General features: G+C 69.6%; 10 protein-coding genes, 4 tRNA genes, 1 other RNA gene and 1 pseudogene. 1 reads left to right on the top strand and 15 read right to left on the bottom strand.

Annotation, left to right across the window (positions count from 1 at the left end; genetic code table 11):
- The 5 genes and pseudogenes from SAOR_RS17425 to SAOR_RS03645 form a co-directional block, all read right to left on the bottom strand.
- Window positions 1-74 (bottom strand): annotated as a pseudogene (locus SAOR_RS17425) (GTP-binding protein); the annotation flags it as partial.
- Between the two features lie 109 nt (window positions 75-183).
- Window positions 184-258: transfer RNA gene (locus tag SAOR_RS03660), tRNA-Thr, on the bottom strand.
- 35 nt (window positions 259-293) lie between these two features.
- Window positions 294-367: transfer RNA gene (locus tag SAOR_RS03655), tRNA-Gly, on the bottom strand.
- Window positions 368-804: 437 nt separating this feature from the next.
- A non-coding RNA gene (locus SAOR_RS03650) (RtT sRNA) lies at window positions 805-936 on the bottom strand.
- Between the two features lie 45 nt (window positions 937-981).
- Window positions 982-1066, bottom strand: a tRNA-Tyr gene (locus SAOR_RS03645).
- A 99-nt stretch (window positions 1067-1165) separates the two neighbouring features.
- Between SAOR_RS03645 and SAOR_RS03640 the strand changes: the two genes are divergently transcribed.
- The gene (locus SAOR_RS03640) at window positions 1166-2080 is read left to right on the top strand and encodes a LysR family transcriptional regulator (RefSeq protein ID WP_123630259.1); all 915 of its coding nucleotides are present in this window, start codon (window positions 1166-1168) and stop codon (window positions 2078-2080) included.
- A 256-nt stretch (window positions 2081-2336) separates the two neighbouring features.
- Here the strand turns inward: SAOR_RS03640 and SAOR_RS03635 are convergent, their stop codons facing one another.
- From SAOR_RS03635 to SAOR_RS03590, 10 genes are all read right to left on the bottom strand, one after another.
- Window positions 2337-2564 (bottom strand): formate dehydrogenase subunit delta, encoded by a 228-nt coding sequence (locus SAOR_RS03635; protein WP_123591894.1) that lies wholly within the window; start codon window positions 2562-2564, stop codon window positions 2337-2339.
- A 68-nt stretch (window positions 2565-2632) separates the two neighbouring features.
- Window positions 2633-5545 (bottom strand): formate dehydrogenase subunit alpha, encoded by a 2913-nt coding sequence (fdhF, locus tag SAOR_RS03630; protein ID WP_123630258.1) that lies wholly within the window; start codon window positions 5543-5545, stop codon window positions 2633-2635.
- A gap of 37 nt (window positions 5546-5582) precedes the next feature.
- A complete protein-coding gene (locus SAOR_RS03625) occupies window positions 5583-7121 on the bottom strand; it encodes an NADH-ubiquinone oxidoreductase-F iron-sulfur binding region domain-containing protein (protein WP_123630257.1) in 1539 nt (512 codons plus the stop codon).
- The gene (locus SAOR_RS03620; protein WP_123591897.1) at window positions 7118-7588 is read right to left on the bottom strand and encodes an NAD(P)H-dependent oxidoreductase subunit E; all 471 of its coding nucleotides are present in this window, start codon (window positions 7586-7588) and stop codon (window positions 7118-7120) included. Before SAOR_RS03620 ends, SAOR_RS03625 begins: the two co-directional genes overlap by 4 nt.
- A 295-nt stretch (window positions 7589-7883) precedes the next feature.
- A tRNA-Thr gene (locus SAOR_RS03615) sits at window positions 7884-7959 on the bottom strand.
- Between the two features lie 32 nt (window positions 7960-7991).
- A complete protein-coding gene (locus SAOR_RS03610; protein WP_123630256.1) occupies window positions 7992-8738 on the bottom strand; it encodes a type III pantothenate kinase in 747 nt (248 codons plus the stop codon).
- The gene (locus SAOR_RS03605; RefSeq protein WP_221179859.1) at window positions 8735-9694 is read right to left on the bottom strand and encodes a biotin--[acetyl-CoA-carboxylase] ligase; all 960 of its coding nucleotides are present in this window, start codon (window positions 9692-9694) and stop codon (window positions 8735-8737) included. The genes SAOR_RS03610 and SAOR_RS03605 overlap by 4 nt, the downstream gene beginning before the upstream one ends.
- The gene (plsY, locus tag SAOR_RS03600; protein ID WP_123630255.1) at window positions 9691-10308 is read right to left on the bottom strand and encodes a glycerol-3-phosphate 1-O-acyltransferase PlsY; all 618 of its coding nucleotides are present in this window, start codon (window positions 10306-10308) and stop codon (window positions 9691-9693) included. The genes SAOR_RS03605 and plsY overlap by 4 nt, the downstream gene beginning before the upstream one ends.
- A 3-nt stretch (window positions 10309-10311) precedes the next feature.
- The gene (locus SAOR_RS03595; RefSeq protein WP_123630254.1) at window positions 10312-12159 is read right to left on the bottom strand and encodes an AMP-dependent synthetase/ligase; all 1848 of its coding nucleotides are present in this window, start codon (window positions 12157-12159) and stop codon (window positions 10312-10314) included.
- The gene (locus SAOR_RS03590) at window positions 12140-13933 is read right to left on the bottom strand and encodes a M61 family metallopeptidase (protein ID WP_123630253.1); all 1794 of its coding nucleotides are present in this window, start codon (window positions 13931-13933) and stop codon (window positions 12140-12142) included. Before SAOR_RS03590 ends, SAOR_RS03595 begins: the two co-directional genes overlap by 20 nt.
- Between the last annotated feature and the right edge of the window lie 138 nt (window positions 13934-14071).

Here is a 14071-nt window from a genome sequence, read left to right as displayed (position 1 = left end):
TTGCCATGGTCCACGTGACCAATCGTGCCGACGTTTACGTGCGGCTTGCTACGCTCGAATTTTGATTTGGACATTGCCTCGCCTTTCCGCCGTTGGGCCTGCGTATACCAACCGAAACGAAACGCAGCGCAGTCGCTCGCCGTCCCGGCTACCGAACGCGGGCGATGACACACCCGCCGAATATGGAGCCCATGACCGGACTTGAACCGGTGACCTCTTCCTTACCAAGGAAGTGCTCTACCGCTGAGCTACATGGGCCGCTGATTGTTCATCCCAGCAACGACGGGCGTCGCTGGAGCGGGCGACCGGAATCGAACCGGCATCATCAGCTTGGAAGGCTGAGGTTCTACCGTTGAACTACGCCCGCGCTTGCCACCTTCCAACTGCCTCGAGCCGCCGGGGCCGACCGACTTTTCGTCGAGCCGTCCACGCGGCCCTGTCTTGCCACGACCTACGGCGCGTCGACCGCCTGCGCCGATACAGCGACGCTCGCTCCCGTGATCGGTCGCGTAGCGCAGCCGGCTTCCGACTGCCTCGCGCGCTCGTCAAGCCGATTCGGCTCGACACGATCCCGGATCAACCGCCGTTGCCGACTTGCGTCCGTCGCCTGCAACGCTGTGAACTTGACTGGCGGAAATAGAGGATTAGTCGCGGCTTCGCCGCTCACCTCTCGGGCCGGTCGCGTTCCGCGATCGTTTTCGGTCGCTTCGCGCCCTCGTCGAACCTCTCGGTTCGAACCCTCCTCGGTCCGGCTTTGCGCTTGCCGCGACCACCAGTTGTTGCCAATTACCTCTATTGTTCAAGTGGTGGAGGGAGGAGGATTACTCGACGCTTCGCGTCTCGCCCTTCGGGCCGGTGTCGCTTCGCTCCACCGTTCTCGCGCTGCGCGCTCGTCGAACCTCTAACGGTTCGAACCCTCCTCGGTCCGGCCTTGCGCTTGCCGCGACCACCAGTTGTTGCTAATTACCTCTATTGTTCAAGTGGTGGAGGGAGGAGGATTCGAACCTCCGAAGGCTGAGCCGACAGATTTACAGTCTGTTCCCTTTGACCGCTTGGGTATCCCTCCACAATCGAGCCGCGCATTGTTGGCAATCGCGCGGGCGATGTCAACCGTTCTCTCACGGTATGCTGGCCGGGTCTTGCGGCCAGACGGGGAGCGAACGCCATGGACATCCGGCAACTGCAGTATCTCGTCGCGCTCGCCGAAGAGCGCCACTTCACGCGTGCGGCCGAACGCTGCCACGTCACCCAGCCCACGCTGTCGGGCCGCATCCGCCAGCTCGAGCAGGAACTCGGCGTGCCCATCGTCGAACGCGGTCAGCGCTATCACGACCTCACCTCGGAGGGACAGCGCGTGCTGCAGTGGGCCCAGGCCATCCTGCGCGACTGCAACGCCATGACCGAGGAGCTGACCGCACTCAAGGGCGGCCTGGCCGGCCGGCTGGCGCTGGGCGTCGTGCCCTCCGCGCTGCCGATGGTCGTGGCGCTCACCCAGGCCATGCGCCGGCGACACGCGGACGTGCGCTTCGCCGTGTACTCGCGCACCTCCGACGAGATCCTGCGCGAGGTCCAGGAGTTCCAGCTCGACGCCGGCATCACCTATCTCGACAACGAACCCGTGCGGCACATGACCACGCTCGATCTCTACGCGGAGCGGTATCGCCTGTTCGTGCCACACGACCACGCGCTGGCGGCGCGCACGAGCATCGGCTGGGCGGAGGCCGCGACCGAGACGTTCTGCCTGCTGACCCCGAACATGCAGAACCGCCGGATCATCAATCAGGCCTTCGAGGCCGCCGGCGTCCAGCCCGAGCCGCCGATCGAGACCGACTCGATCATCAACGTCTGGGCCCACATCAAGTTCGCCGGGCTGTCGAGCATCCTGCCCGAGTACTTCAACGAACTGCTCGCCCCGGACACGGCGATACGCAGCATACCGCTGGAACACTCGGGCCCCGCGCACCGGGTCGGCCTGATCACGCTCGAACGCGATCCGCTGTCGCCGCTGGTCTCGGCGCTGTTCGACACCTGCCGCGACCGGCGCTTCTTTCCGCTCGATATCGAGGCCACCAACCGCTGAGCGGCCGAGAGGGACGCTGATCGGCGATGGCAGCGGCGGTCGGCCGTTGACCCGGGCGAGCGTTCGGGACGCGACCCATCGCGGCGACACGACGCATATGCGGCCGCCCACCTCGACGGCCGGGACAACCGTTATCCCGGCCGCCCTCGGCGATCGCGCGGAAACCGACAGTGCCGAGGCCTGTCGCGCGGACGGCGGCGATCGCTCGCCGACGAAGCAGGCGTCGCCGCGGCCGGAGGCGAGATCGCCGCGCCGTCTATACGGGCTGACCGGCCTCGTCCTGCAGCTGGGTCGCGGCCCACAGCACGAGCGGGTGCAGCCCTTCGCCGCCGGCACCGGCGTAGTTGATCAGCTGGGTCCGCATGCGGGGTTCCCAGAACTTGCGGATGTGCCCGCGCACGCCCTCCTTCGCCCGATCCTCGGGATAGGCGCTGAAATACTGGGCGATCTGATTCGCCTGTCGCACCATTTTCTCGTCGTCCATGACCTACTCCCGCGTCGCGGACCGGCCGGCCCGCAACATGCCGGCCGGCCCTGCGTGGCATTCCTGCGTCATTCCGCCGGCTCCCAGTCGTCGTCGCTGGCCTCCTCGACGCTGGCGGCGACCGTATCCGGCGCACGCACCGACTGGTTGCCCTCGATGCGCTGCATCTGATCGCGCGTGTCCATGTAACGGCGCTGCCACTCGGACAGCGTGTTGCACGGCCGCACCTCGACGGCGGTGACCTTGTACTCGGGGCATTCCGTGGCCCAGTCGGAGTATTCGGTGGTGATCACGTTCGCGGCCGTCTCCGGGAAATGGAAGGTCGTATAGACCACGCCCGGCGTCATGCGCTCGCTGACCTTCGCCCGCAGGGTCGTCTCGCCCATGCGCGAGGCCACGGCCACGAGTGTGCCGTCCTTGATGCCGCGCACCTCGGCGTCCGAGGGATGCAGCTCCAGCCAGTCCTCGGCGTGCCACAGGCGATTGGCCGTGCGCCGGGTCTGGGCGCCGACGTTGTACTGCGACAAGATGCGCCCGGTCGTGAGCAGCAGCGGGAACCGGCGATTGGCCCGCTCGTCCGTGGGCACGAACGGGGTGAGCATGAACTTGCCCTTGCCGCGCACGAAGTTGTCGACGTGCATGACGGGCGTGCCTTCCGGATGCTCGTCGTTGCAGGGCCACTGCACGCTGCCGAGGGCGTCGATCTTGTCGAAGCTCACGCCGCGGAACGTCGGCGTGGTGCGCGCGATCTCGTCCATGATCTCGGACGGATGGCCGTAGTTCATCGGATAACCGAGCGCCTGCGCCAGCATCTGGGTGACCTCCCAGTCGGCGTAGCCACCGGGCGCCGTGCGGATCTTGCGCACCCGATTGATGCGGCGCTCGGCGTTGGTGAAGGTGCCGTCCTTCTCCAGGAAGGTCGAGCCCGGCAGGAAGACATGAGCGTAGCTGGCCGTCTCGTTCAGGAAGATGTCCTGAATGATCACGCACTCCATGGCCGCCAGCCCGGCGGCGATGTGCTTGATGTTGGGGTCGGACTGGAGGATGTCCTCGCCCTGGACGTACAGCGCCTTGAAGGTGCCGCCGGTGGCCGCGTCGATCATGTTGGGGATGCGCAGGCCCGGCTCGTCGTCGAGCTTGACGCCCCACTCGGCCTCGTAGATGTCGCGCACGCCCTGGTCCGAGATATGGCGATAGCCCGGCAGCTCGTGCGGGAACGAGCCCATGTCGCAGGAGCCCTGGACGTTGTTCTGGCCGCGCAGCGGGTTCACGCCCACGCCCGGCCGGCCGATGTTGCCGGTCGCCATGGCGATGTTGGCCATGCCCATGACCATGGTCGAGCCCTGGCTGTGCTCGGTCACGCCCAGGCCGTAGTAGATGGCCGCATTGCCGCCGGTCGCGTACAGCCGCGCGGCCTCGCGCAGCGCGTCGGCGGGCACGCCGGTGTACTGCGCCGTGTGCTCGGGGCTGTTCTCCTCGCGCAGGATGAACTCGCGCCAGGCGTCGTATTCCTCGACGTCGCAGCGCTGCTCGACGAAGGCGCGGTTCTCCAGCCCTTCGGCGAGCACGGTGTGCGCCAGCGCGTTGACCAGGGCCACGTTCGTGCCCGGCTGCAGCTGCAGGTGATGCTCGGCCGCGACGTGCGGCGAGCGCACCAGATCGATCGCCCGCGGGTCGACCACGATCAGGCGCGCGCCCTCGCGCAGCCGTTTCTTCATCTGCGAGGCGAACACCGGGTGAGCGTCGGTCGGATTCGCGCCGATGACCAGGATGACGTCGGACTTCTCGACCGAGTCGAAATCCTGGGTGCCGGCCGAGGTGCCGAACGTCGAGTTCAGCCCGTAGCCGGTCGGCGAGTGGCACACGCGGGCACAGGTATCGACGTTGTTGGTGCCGAACACCGCCCGCGCCATCTTCTGGACCAGATAGGTCTCTTCGTTGGTGCAGCGCGACGACGTGATCGCACCCAGCGCGGTGCTCCCGTGCTTGTCGCGGATACCGTTGATGCGCTCGACCGCGAAGCTCATCGCCTCGTCCCAGCTCACCTCGCGCCACGGGTCGGTGATCTTGTCGCGCACCATCGGCTTGGTGATGCGGTCCGGATGGTTGGTGTAGCCCCAGGCGAAGCGCCCCTTGACGCAGGAGTGGCCGTGGTTGGCCTTGCCCTCCTTGGCCGGGACCATGCGCACGACCTCGTCGCCCTTGAGCTCGGCGTTGAACGAACAGCCCACGCCGCAGTACGCGCAGGTGGTGGTGACCGAACGCTCTGGCATCCCCTGTTCAATGACGTTCTTCTCCACCAGCGCTTCCGTCGGACAGGCCTGAACACAGGCGCCGCAGGACACGCACTCGGAGTTGAGGAAATCGTCGCTGTCGGTGCCGGCGCTGATCATCGATGCGAAACCGCGCCCGTCGACCGTCAGTGCGAACGTACCCTGGACCTCGTCGCAGGCGCGCACGCAGCGCGAGCACACGATGCAGCGCGACGAATCGAAATCGAAGTACGGATTGGAATCGTCGATCACCGCGTCCTGGTGATTGCGGCCGTCCTTGTCGTAGCGCACCTCGCGCACGTCCAGATCGCGCGCCAGACGCAGCAGCTCGTCGTCGCCGACATCACCGGTCTCGACCTTGCTCGCACCCGGGTGATCGGACAGATACAGCTCGATCACGCCGCGCCGCAGCTGGTTGAGCTTGTCGCTGACCGTGCGGACTTCCATGCCCTCGGCGACCTCGGTGGTGCAGGAGGCCGGATAGCCGCGCTTGCCCTCGATCTCGACCAGGCACAGACGGCAGGAGCCGAAGGGCTCGACGTTGTCGGACGCACAGAGCTTGGGCACGTCGATACCGGATTCGATCGCCGCGCGCATGACGGACGTGCCCTCGGGCACCGTCACCGACCGGCCGTCGATCTCCAGCATGACCTGGGTGTCCGACTCGCGCCGGGGCGTGCCGTAATTGATGGGGTTGACGGATGCCATGACGACCTCCTCTTGTTATGTGGCCCAGCGCGCGGCGCTAGGCGGTCTCGGCGGGCTCGGCCACGCCGAAATCCTGGGGAAAATGGTTGAGCGCGGACAGCACGGGATAGGGCGCCATGCCGCCGTGGGCGCACAGCGACCCGTTGATCATGGTGTCGCAGAGCTCGCGCAGCAGCGTGATGTCGGCGTCGGTGTCGCGCGCCTCGATGATGCGGTCGATGACCTCCTGCGCCCGCACCGATCCCACGCGACAGGGCGTGCACTTGCCGCAGGACTCGATGTCGCAGAACTCCATGGCGAAGCGCGCCTGCTGCGCCATGTCCACCGTGTCGTCGAAGACCACGACGCCGCCGTGGCCGATCATCGCGTTCTTCTCGGCCAGCTCCTCGTAGCCCAGCGGCGTATCGAAATGCGATGCCGGCACATAGGCGCCCAGCGGCCCGCCGATCTGGGCGGTGCGCACCGGCCGGCCCGAAACCGAGCCGCCGCCGATGTCGTTGATCAGGTGATCGAGCGTGACGCCGAAGGGCATCTCGTAGAGCCCGGGCCGGGCGACATTGCCGCACAGCTGGATCGTGAGCGTCCCGCGCGACTTGTTGATGCCGAAATCATGATAGCTGGCCGCGCCCTGGGCCATGATGGCGGGCACCGTCGACAGCGAAATCACGTTGTTGATGACCGTGGGCCGGCCCATGAAACCCTGGATCGCCGGCAGCGGCGGCTTGAACCGGACCAGCCCGCGCTTGCCCTCCAGGGATTCCAGCAGCGAGGTCTCCTCGCCGCAGATGTAGGCGCCGGCGCCCACGCGGACCTCGATGTCGAAGGCCTTGCCGGAACCGAGCACGTCGGCGCCGAGCATGCCCTGCTCGCGGGCGACCTCGATCGCGCGCTCGAGCGCCCGCTCGGCGTCCGGATACTCCGAACGCAGATAGATGTAGCCGTGTTCGGCGCCGACCGCGACCCCGGCGATGGCCATGCCCTCGAGCAGCGTGAACGGATCGCCTTCCATGATCATGCGATCGGCGAAGGTGCCCGAGTCGCCCTCATCCGCGTTGCAGATGATGTATTTGGGCGTCGCGGGCTGGTCGTGCACCGTCTGCCACTTGATGCCGGTGGGAAAGCCCGCCCCGCCGCGGCCGCGCAGTCCGGATTCCTTGACCGCGTCGACGATCGCCTGGCCGCTGTTCTCCAGCGCGGCCCGCAGGCCGGCGGAACCGCCGTGGGCGACATACGCCTCCCAGTCCGTGGGCGCGATCACGCCGCAGCGGGCGAAGGTCAGCCGGCACTGGCCCTGATCGCGCAGCAGCGTGTCGATGTCGCCCACGTAGCGCGGGTGGCTTTCGAAGTCGCCGGACTCGATGGCGGCCAGCAGATCCGGCACCTCGGCGGCCTCGACCGGCCCGAAGCCGATGCGTGCGCCGTCGTGCTCGATCTCGATCAGGGGTTCGAGCCAGTAGAAACCGCGCGAGCCGGTGCGCACCACGGCGTCGGCGCCGGCGTGCCGGGCGAGCGCATCGGCGGTCTCGTTCGCACCGATGGAGACCGCGGCGCTGTCGCAGGAGATGTAGTACTTCATGACGGCGCCCCCGCGCGGCCGCCGGCCGCGAACAGCGCGCTGACCCGCTCCACGTTCATCCGGCCGATGGTGCGGCCGTCGAGCTGGACAGAGGGCGCACAGGCGCAGTTGCCCAGACAGTAGACCGCCTCGAGATCGATGTCGGCGTCACCGCTGTCGGCCGCGGTCCGGGCGGCCGCCCAGACGTCGCGACCGCCCACGGCCTGGCAGGCCTCGGCGCGACAGACCTTCAGACTGTGCGAACGCGGCGGCTCGCGGTGAAAATCGTGATAGAACGTGACCACGCCATAGACCTCGGCGCGGGACAGATTCAGGGCCTGCGCGATCTCGCCGATCGCGGCATCGGGCACGTAGCCGAAATGGGCCTGCACGTCGTGCAGAATCGGCAGCACCGGCCCTTCCTCCGCCGCGTGACGCGCGCAGATCTCGGCTACCGCCGAATCCGCTTCGCCATTACTCCTCGCCATGTTCTCGACCTTCTGGACTGTCGTTATTTCCGTGTTCCACTCGGGCACGAGGCGGTAACACGCCATACCACAGAAATACACCTGTTCCAGAAGCTGTCAAATTGCCGCCGCCGATGACGCCATCGGCGCGCTCTATGGTGCAGTGCAGCGGCCCTTGTGCTGCCAATCGCGCCGGCCTGGTGGCGAGCGCTAGTCTGCGCCGGCCGGGCCCATCACCGCAGGCTTCGCGGATGCGAGCCGGACGCATCGGGCGCGCCGGTACGGCGCCGGTAAGGCGGCGGGAGATTGAAACCGATGGAGCCGGCGACCGGAATCGAACCGATGACCTGCTGTTTACAAGACAGCTGCTCTACCAACTGAGCTACGCCGGCATGGGCGGGGCCGGGGCGCGCCCCGGCGGCGGTCATTCTGACGCCTGGACGAGGCCGTGACCACCCCGGCCGACGCGCTCGGCGTGCACGGCCAGCCCCTCGAGCACGAGGTGCGGCGCGATCTGCCAGACGTGGCTGAGCCGCGCGGCCACCAGCGGCGCCTCGCCGCCGGTCAGCAGCAGGCGGGCCGGGGCGAGATCGACGGCCGCGGCATCCAGCAGCGCCAGCGCGCTGCGCAGTGTGCCCGCGGCGATCGCGCTGTCGGTGTCCCGCGCCAGCCAGGCGTGCTCGTCGGGCATGTGCGTGGGGCGCAGCTGGGTCGCCGCACGCAGGGCCGAGCGCATGCTGGACACGCCGGGGGTGATCAACCCGCCGCCGTGGCGGCCGTCCGCGCCGATCCAGTCGAGCGTGAGCGCGGTGCCGACGTCGGCGACCAGCACCGCGCCCTCGCCCCGAGCCTGGGCGGCGATGCAGGCCATCCAGCGGTCCACGCCCAGCTGCTGCGGATCGGCATAACCGTTGACCAGCGCCCCCGAGCGCGCGGCACTGACGACCCGGTGCAGCGCGATCCCGCAGTGCGCCGCATGCGCGGCCAGCACGTCGGCCGCGCTGTCGTGCGCGACGCTGGCGGCGTAGATCGCCTCGACCCCGGCGCGCGGCAGCTGGCCGGTCCAGTCCGCGAGCTCGCCGCGCCAGACCGCGCCGGTATCGGCGAGCACGCCCTCGCGCGCCAGCCCCCACTTCACGCGGGTGTTGCCGATGTCGACCAGCAGGTTCATGCGCCGAGCCGCAGGCTGACATCGCCCGAATAGACGGGCCGCGTCCGCCCGCCGATCTCGACCTGCAGCGCGCCGTCGGGGCCGATGCCGCGGGCGATGCCCACCTGCTCGCCGTCGCCCTCGATCACGCGCACCGGCGCATCGCGAGCGACATCGAAGACCGGCCAGCGGGCCTGGAACGGCTCGAAACCCTGCGACTGAAAGCCGTCCAGCGCCCGCAGCACGCCGCCCAGCACCACGCCGGCCACCGCGTTGCGCGAGCCGAGACGGTCCATGTGATCGGCCAGGCGCGTCCAGGGCTGGTCGATGTCGACCGTCTGCATGGTCAGATTCAGGCCGATGCCGACGATCACGCGGGCGCCGCCGCCGATCTCGCCGCGATGCTCGATGAGGATGCCGCCGAGCTTGCGTCCGCCCGCCCAGAGATCGTTCGGCCACTTCAGGCCGATGTCGCGCGCCCCGAATGCGGTGAGCGCATCGGCGAGCGCCACCCCCACCGCCAGACTGAGCGCGCCGATCGGCGCCCGCGGCGCGCCCAGGGGCGCCGACACCGACAGATACAGATTCGCCCCGAACGGCGACACCCAGCCGCGCGCGCCGCGACCGCGGCCGGCGGACTGATACTCGGCGAGCAGCGCCGCGGTTCCGGTCACCGGCGTCCGGGCGAGCTCGGCGTTGGTGGAATCGAGACGCTCGCGGACGTCGATCGTGTCCACGAGCACGCCGACGTCGGCCGGCAGCGCGGCGCGAATGGCGGCGCTGTCCAGCAACTCCAGCGGCGCGGCCAGCCGATAGCCGCGTCCGGCCACCGAGAACACGTCGAGTCCGCGCGCACGCAGGTCCGCCACCCGGGCCGAGACCGCGGCCCGCGACACGCCCAGCGCTTCGGCGAGCGCGGGCCCCCGGTGCCAGCCGCCGTCGGCCAGCAGGCCCGCGAGCGTGGGCGCCTCGGTCACGGCTTGCGCCACATCACACGCGTGAACCGGTGCTCCCGGCCGGCGCGCATGCGCTGGACGTTGGCCCGGTGGGTCCAGATGATGAGCACCGTCATCGCGATCGCGAAGAGCTTGGCGGCGGCCAGCGCGCCGGGCGCGACGATCACCGCCAGCGCGATCCCGGCCATGCCGATCATGGTCGAAAAGCCGACGTAGCCGGTGGTCGTCAGCGCCGCGACCCAGACCGCGAAGCCCACCAGCAGCGCCATCGGCATCAGCGCCAGCAGCACGCCGATCAGCGTGGCCGCGCCCTTGCCGCCGCGAAAGCCGAAGAACACGGGATAGACGTGGCCGATGACCGCGGCCGCGCCGCAGGTCAGCGCCCCGCTACGATCGAGGCCGAACAGCGCGGGCAGCGCGAGTGCGGCGAGCAGCCCCTTGACCAGGTCGAAGACCAGCACCGCCGCCCCGAAGGCGCGACCGCCGGTGCGCAGGGCATTGGTCGCGCCCGCGTTGCCGCTGCCGGCAGCGCGCACGTCCACGGCGCCGAAAAAGCGGGCGAGCAACAGGCTGCCCGACAGCGAGCCGAGCAGATAGGCGGCCGCCACGGCCAGACACAGCACGAGCGCGTTCATCCCCTACCCCAGATTGGTATTCTGCGATACGTCCATCTTCTCGCCCGGCGTGCGACGCCCGTACAACCGGGTGATCTCGCGAGCATAGCAGCGCGCGACCCGGCGTCGCCGGATCTTGCCGGTCGCGGTGACCAGCCCGTTGTGCTCGCTCCAGCGGTCGGTGGTGATCGCCACGCGCCGGATCTGCGCATGGGTCGGGTAGCCGGCGAGCAGCACGGCGAAGCGCTCGATGAAGAAATTCTCCAGCCGCGCGCTGATCAGACTCGCCGGCGCCGCCGGGTCCAGCGACAGGCGCTGCATCACCGGTGTCAGCGTCTCGGCCGAACAGCTCACGACCGCCGCCAGCACCGGCCGGGCCTCGCCGACCACCACCGCGCGCTCGACCAGCTCGTCCAGCTGCAGCGTCTCCTCGATCGGCTCCGGCGAGGCCTTCTCGCCGGTGGTCATCACCACGATCTCCTTCATGCGTCCGGTGAGATAGAGCCGCTGCTTGTCCAGCCGGCTGACCTTGTCGCCGGTGTGCAGCCAGCCGCCGGCCGACAGCGACGTGTCGCTGACTGCCGGCCGGTTCCAGTAGCCCTGCATCACCCCCGGGCCGCGCACGAGCAGTTCGTTGTCCGGGCCGATCTTGGTCTCGATGCCGTCGAGCACCCGACCGACGCTGTCCAGCTGGTTGTCGTCGATGCGGTTCACGCTGACCACCGGGCCGGCCTCGGTCAGGCCGTAGCCCTGCAGCACCGGCAGACCGAGGCCGACCAGCGTGCGCGCGACCGGGTACGGCAGCGCCGCCGCGCCCGAGATCGCGACCTCCATCTGGCCGCCGAACCGGCGCAGACACGGCCGCGCCACGAAGTAGCGCAGCAGCGGCCAGAGCAGGTGCCGCGCGCGCCGGCGGCTGCGCCCCTGCTGGCGCTCGAACACGGACTGGCCGGTGGCGATCGTCAGGCGCACCAGCCGCTGCATGAAGCGCGGCTGGCGCGCGATCCAGCGGTTGAGCTCCACATAGAAGCGCTCGTAGATCCGCGGCACGCCCACCAGCGTGGTGATCGGCGCCCGCGCCAGCGTCAGCCCGAGAAACCGCGGATGGCGGCAGAAGGTGATCACCGCGCCCACGATCATCGCGCGATAGGCGTTGACCACGCGTTCGTAGCTGTGCGGCAGCGGCACATAGGACAGCGCGTGCTCGTCGTCGATCGCCGGCAGCGCATCCGCGGTGGCGTGGGCGTTGGACAGCAGATTGGCGTGGGTAAGCATCGCGCCGCGGGCCCGCCCGGCCGAGCCCGAGGTGTAGATGAGGCTGGCCAGGGCACCGGCTTCGGCGCGATCCGGCGGCGCCGCATCCCGATGCGCGGCCAGCGCGGCGTCCGCACTGGCGATGCGCGTGTTCTCGGGCGGCTCCCCCGAGAAGATCAGCGCCCGCTCCAGGTCGGGGCAGTCGTCGGCCGCCAGAATGCGCTCCGCCCAGCGCGCCTTGACCGCGACCAGCAGCCGCGCGCCGCTGTCGGCGATGAGATGGGCGTTGCTGGCCGGCGTGTCGTTGCAGAACAGCCCCACCGTGATCGCGCCCAGCGACATCACCGCCTGATCCACGCACAGCCATTCCGGACTGTTGCGCAGCATGATCGCGACCCGGTCGCCGCGGCCGATGCCGGCTTCGTCGAGTACCGCGCGCCAGGCCGCCACGCGGTCCGCGGCCTGGGCCCAGGTCAGCTCGACCCAGGCGTGGCGGCGCGGCGAATAGAACCGATAGGCCAGCGCATCCGGACTGCGGGCCACGCGCGCGGCGAACAGTCCGCAGAGCGTGTCGGCCGCCTCGGGCGCGATCCAGTGTTCAGGACGCGTCGTGGCCATGGCTCAACCAGCGGCGGCGCCGGGCGTGGGCGGCAGCGTCCGCGCTGTCGTCGATGGTCAGATGCCACTCGGGTGCGGCGGCCGCGGCGAGCGTGACCGTGCGCTCCAGCAGTTCGTCGCCGCGCAGCAGATGGACGGCGACCCGGGCGCCGGCGGGATGGCGTGCCAGACGCCCGCCCAGACCGTCGTCGACGGCCAGCCCGTCGAAGGCGATCAACCGGTCGCCCGCCGCCAGACCCGCGGCCCGCGCCGGCGTGCCGTCGTACACGTGCATGACCCGCGGCAGCTCGCCGGCGGCCAGCCGCAGGCCCAGCCGGCCGAGCAGCGCCGCCTCGTCGTCGCCGGCCGGCGCGCAGGTCGCGCGCACGCCGAAAGCGGCCAGACGTTCGGCCCAGGGGGCATCCGCGGTGGTGTTCAGGTGATGATCAAAGAACGCCGCCAGCTCCAGACCGCTGACGCGGCCAGCGATCTCCGCCAGCCCGTTCTCCGGCATCGGCGTGTGATGCCGGCCGTATTCGCTCCAGGCGCGGCGCATGACGTCGTCGAGGCTCGCCCGCTCGTCGGTGTCCAGGCGCAGCATCAGATCCAGCGCCAGTGCGAACTGGGCGCCCTTGCCGTAATAGCTGACCACCGCGTTCGGGGTGTTCTCGTCCGGGCGGTAGAACTTCAGCCAGGCGTCGAAGCTGGACTGGGCCAGGCTCTGGCGATGCCGACCCGGCGTGCGCTCGATCCGCGTGGCCAGGCGCGCGAGACGATCGAGATAGGCCTGCTCGTCGATCAGCCCGGCGCGCACCAGGGCCAGATCGTCGTAATACGACGTCACGCCCTCGTAGGCCCACAGATCGCGGAAGTGCGCCTCCTCGGAGAGATCGCTCTCCGCCACCGCGGCCGGCCGGATCCGCTTGACGTTCCAGAGGTGGAAGTATTCGTGGCTGCACAGGCCCAGCAGGGTCTCGTAGGCGGCACTGCGTTCGGCCGCGCCGTCCGCCGGGCCGAGCGCGGCCGGCAGCGCGTCGCGGGCCACCTGGAGCACGCTCGATTCGCGATGCTCGAGCCCGCCGTAGCCGCGGGCCACGATCTGGGCGAGGAACAGATACTGCGTCGCCGGCAGTTCGCCGAAGACCGCGGCCTGGGCCTCGCAGACCGCGGCCAGATCGGCGGCCAGACGCCGCGTGTCGGCGTCGTGACGCCCGAGCAGAACGAAAGCGTGTGGCACGTCGCGCACCGTGAACGGCACGTGCTCGATCGCCGCCCCCATGGCCACGGGCTGATCGATGAGGTCCCAGTAGCTGTCCGCGTGGTAGGTGCCGAAGCCGCGCGCATCCACCGAGTCCGCGGCGAGCGTGGTGGCGAGCTGCCAGCCGTCGATGCCCGTCGGCGGCGCCAGCGTTACCCGGCAGGGCGCGTTGGCCAGCGCCTCCGGCCGGATCGCCAGCGACGTGAAATTGAAGAAACCGCGGCGGTCGTCGAGATAGGCCGCGCGCACGGAGGCATCCCGTGCATGAAACTCGCAGACGAGAACCAGCTCGGCCGTCGTCGGCAGGCATTCCCAGGACGCGCGCGTGACCGCGGTCAGCGGCACGGCCTCGCCCTCGCAGTACGCGGCGATCGACAGCAGGTGCCGGGCGAAATCACGGATCACGTAACTGCCGGGGATCCAGGTCGGCAGATTCAGGCGCAGCGGCCGGCCGGGCCGCACGCGCGCCCGCATCTCGACGCGATAGCGATGCGCGGGCGCATCGACCGGCGTCACGGTGTACTCCAGCATGCTCATGCCTGTGCCTGTCTCGCCAGCTCCCCGTGAAGGCGGCGCAAGTCTACGCGCTCGATTGGCCGCTGCCCATGACCGTGTTCAGTCGCAGCCACAGCGGCCGATAGCCTGATACGAGTCGAAGTGTACGCCAGCCGCCCC

Source organism: Salinisphaera orenii subsp. orenii MK-B5 (assembly GCF_003788635.1).
Classification (GTDB): Bacteria; Pseudomonadota; Gammaproteobacteria; order Nevskiales; family Salinisphaeraceae; genus Salinisphaera; species Salinisphaera orenii.
This window is presented reverse-complemented; position numbering and strand designations above follow the sequence as displayed.

What these genes read in the sequence shown, in the direction of transcription:
- SAOR_RS03640 (WP_123630259.1), top strand. Translation starts at nt 1,166, where the DNA reads ATGGACATCCGGCAACTGCAGTATCTCGTCGCGCTCGCCGAAGAGCGC.
- SAOR_RS03635 (WP_123591894.1), bottom strand. Translation starts at nt 2,564, where the DNA reads ATGGACGACGAGAAAATGGTGCGACAGGCGAATCAGATCGCCCAGTAT.
- fdhF (WP_123630258.1), bottom strand. Translation starts at nt 5,545, where the DNA reads ATGGCATCCGTCAACCCCATCAATTACGGCACGCCCCGGCGCGAGTCG.
- SAOR_RS03625 (WP_123630257.1), bottom strand. Translation starts at nt 7,121, where the DNA reads ATGAAGTACTACATCTCCTGCGACAGCGCCGCGGTCTCCATCGGTGCG.
- SAOR_RS03620 (WP_123591897.1), bottom strand. Translation starts at nt 7,588, where the DNA reads ATGGCGAGGAGTAATGGCGAAGCGGATTCGGCGGTAGCCGAGATCTGC.
- SAOR_RS03610 (WP_123630256.1), bottom strand. Translation starts at nt 8,738, where the DNA reads ATGAACCTGCTGGTCGACATCGGCAACACCCGCGTGAAGTGGGGGCTG.
- plsY (WP_123630255.1), bottom strand. Translation starts at nt 10,308, where the DNA reads ATGAACGCGCTCGTGCTGTGTCTGGCCGTGGCGGCCGCCTATCTGCTC.
- SAOR_RS03595 (WP_123630254.1), bottom strand. Translation starts at nt 12,159, where the DNA reads ATGGCCACGACGCGTCCTGAACACTGGATCGCGCCCGAGGCGGCCGAC.
- SAOR_RS03590 (WP_123630253.1), bottom strand. Translation starts at nt 13,933, where the DNA reads ATGAGCATGCTGGAGTACACCGTGACGCCGGTCGATGCGCCCGCGCAT.